The following is a 3033-nucleotide window of genomic DNA, read 5'->3' on the forward strand; positions in this document are numbered from 1 at the left end:
TCTGGGCTGTAATAAAGCATGAGGTATTTTTCAACTTGGCGCCATACCGAAGACTCTATTGGCTTACCATTACCGCTGTTTTTTCGCCTTTTCCTAGCTAGGGTTACCGCATCATGTGCTTGATAGGCTTGATTAGGTTTTGAGTTTCTTTTTATCTCTCGACTTATTGTCGAAGGATGTCTATTGAGTAGCTGGGCTATCTCTTTTTTATTCTTTCCGGCTTGTAATAATACGAAAATCTGGTATCTTTCCTTCCTAGAAAGGTGATTATAATACATAGCAATCTCCAAACTGTGGTGGTACGAAGGTGCTAGTATAAATCACCTTTCTACTTTCTTCACTCCACCGTGTTTAAAATTGCACTTCATGTTTGAATCCAGGTTTTTATAAAAATCATCAATCTTATCCATTTAATTTAATCAAATTACTAAATGATAATATTGCAAATTTCCCAATTTATCTGTTATAAGCTGTATTTTTATACTGAAACACATAGTTACCTGAAAGTTTTTAACAAATTTTTAAATCTTCAAATTATGATTGAATTGCTATCTTTAAATTAACAGCGATAGTTATACATCTAATTCTAGTTATGTAGTTGTTAAAATCACGGAGGTAGCAAAAAATATGTGGGATAAAGGGTTGGAAGTAGCAATTAAACAAGTTGGAGTTGTAATCGGTGATTAATTTTTTCAATCAGTGTTTCTCTATCTCGTGAAATGGTGAGTTCTAACTTGCCATCATCACTTATAACGGTTTTTGTGCTATAACCCTTACATGTGTTGCTTCTTCGTTTTTCTGGTGTTTTTCATGACCTAGATGCGTGGTTATTTTTTCATTTAATGCGGTATCAATCACTAGTTTGTTCATAAAACCAGTTAATTTACCTAAATCTTCCTACGCTTTTATGTTTTTAGCTAGCTCGGCCGCCATTTGTCTTACTTTTTATTCATCCATTTTATATTTAACTTATTTTTACTCATTAGAGTGGTTCAAAAATAGGTAAATTCACAAATTCGTTTACAGGGTCAATTCAGAAAGATGTTTATAATTAATTTTAAATGATATTTTATTTTTTATTTGTTTAGATATTTATTTTTGTAAATTGTAGTTTCAGTTATATAGAAATGTGATAATGTACGCTAATTTATTTCATTATTTACAGTATACAAAATGGTAACAGATAAACCGCAAAAAATTCATTCTATACATGTATTACGTGGTGTTGCAATTATAATGATTGTTTTTAGCCACTGTTTGGGTGTATTTAAAAATACTCATTTAATTGCTAATAGTTATTTATTTTCTTTTTTAAATTTATTTGCTTTTAATTTCACTACTTTTTTTGTATTAATTGCTGGTTTTTTATTTCAACATCTAACTTATAAATTTCATACCAAAACTTATTATTTATCAAAGTTTAAAACTGTTGTTTGTCCTTATATTTCAGTATCTATTTTTTGCTTTGTTTTTTTTCATTATCAGTATTTATCTAATTTACCTTGGTTTTCATTGACTGAAACTAGTGTTGTTAGTTCAATCGTTAGGATGATGCTGACGGGAACACAACTGCTACCATTGTGGTTTATCCCGATGATTATCATTATTTATTTAATGGCTCCTTTATTATATTTTTGGTCGAAAAAGAATTTAATTGTAGCTGGTCTGATTGCTATGTTTTGGGTTGTGATGTTTACTAAACCTGATTTTACTCAACCTGTTTTAAATTTGTTGCATTATGGACCAGTTTATTTAATTGGCATGATGATAAAACAAAATTATCAAATTATTATGAAAACAGTCAAAGATAGTTTATTCTTAGTTGTGTTTCTTTTTGGTTTATGTTTTTTTGTTCCATTTGCTTATCGCTATATGAGTCATTTAGGTGTAGAAAAACTTTATTATGATACATTACAAAAAATCATTTTATTTATATTAGCGCTTTATTTTTTAGATGGGCTGAATCATAAAACGAATGAGGGGAAGTTATATAAATTCTTTTCTTATATGGCAAATATTAGTTTTCCTATCTATTTTATTCATGAAATTATTGTTTTAGAACTTGAACAACTATTGTATATTTCTCCTCTAGGTTATGTAATTAAAACCGACAATGGTTGGTTAGCATCATTGGGAGCTGTAATCTTTTTAGTGTCTACTTTAATCGTAAGTGTCATCATCGCTAAAATAATAACGCTAGTTTTCAAAAATAAAGCAAAATACCTTATTGGTGCAATTCGTTAGATAATATCATCTATTATTTGATTTGGTGCTTTGAAATATTTTTATTAAATTTAAAACTTAGAATGTAAATTAATATTTTAAATTCACGTTAAAAATACGAGGTTCTTTATATATACCATATAAATTAATTTAATAAATTGTTTTTTATATATTAAATTGCGTTTATTTTGTTTATGCCAAATATATTAAAATATGTAGATTTGAACAAATAAAATGCAAACGAAAAAAAAATTGCAATTAACACTTGCAGGAAATTTTAAAGCCCCTATAATGCGCATCCACTGGCACGCAGTCAGCGACAAGCAGACGGAAAGTTAGTGATTAAGTGAGACAAAAATTTAAAAAAAGATCTTGACGAATAAAAAAGGTTAGCGTAGTATACGCAACCCTTGAGACAGCGAACTAAGTCAACGAAAAGTTAATAAGGAACATAAGCTGTCAGCTCTTTAAAAATAAGAAACAGACAATCTGTGTGGGCACTTGCGAGACGAAAAATTAAAGTCTACGGACTAAAAAATTAAGTCTTGATAAGTGACACTGAAGATTCATTTGAATATGTCAGAGACAGTTATTGAGCATCAAACTTTAAATTGAAGAGTTTGATCATGGCTCAGATTGAACGCTGGCGGCAGGCTTAACACATGCAAGTCGAACGGTAACATAAGTGCTTGCACTTGATGACGAGTGGCGGACGGGTGAGTAAGGTATGGGGATCTGCCGAATGGAGGGGGACAACAGTTGGAAACGACTGCTAATACCGCATAAAGTTGAGAGACCAAAGCATGGGAC

The 3033-nt window shown here is 30.3% G+C and carries 3 protein-coding genes and 1 rRNA gene; 2 read left to right on the forward strand and 2 right to left on the reverse strand.

The window, feature by feature from the left end; translation table 11 throughout:
* Both A9G37_RS03690 and A9G37_RS13155 read right to left on the reverse strand, forming a co-directional pair.
* On the reverse strand, positions 1-278 hold a 278-nt coding region (locus tag A9G37_RS03690), incomplete at its 3' end, for a helix-turn-helix domain-containing protein (RefSeq protein ID WP_065574660.1).
* Between the two features lie 469 nt (positions 279-747).
* On the reverse strand, positions 748-870 hold the full coding sequence (locus tag A9G37_RS13155; RefSeq protein WP_255306847.1) for a hypothetical protein: 123 nt from the start codon (positions 868-870) through the stop codon (positions 748-750).
* Between the two features lie 303 nt (positions 871-1173).
* On the opposite strand from A9G37_RS13155, the gene A9G37_RS03700 reads away from it, so the two are divergent.
* Together A9G37_RS03700 and A9G37_RS03705 are read left to right on the forward strand one after the other, a co-directional pair.
* Positions 1174-2244, forward strand: a complete 1071-nt coding sequence (locus A9G37_RS03700) for an acyltransferase family protein (RefSeq protein ID WP_065574661.1) — start codon at positions 1174-1176, stop codon at positions 2242-2244.
* A 587-nt stretch (positions 2245-2831) separates the two neighbouring features.
* Positions 2832-3033 (forward strand): 16S ribosomal RNA (locus A9G37_RS03705); the annotation flags it as partial.

The organism is Gilliamella sp. GillExp13, from assembly GCF_001690815.1.
Classification (GTDB): domain Bacteria; phylum Pseudomonadota; class Gammaproteobacteria; order Enterobacterales; family Orbaceae; genus Gilliamella; species Gilliamella bombi.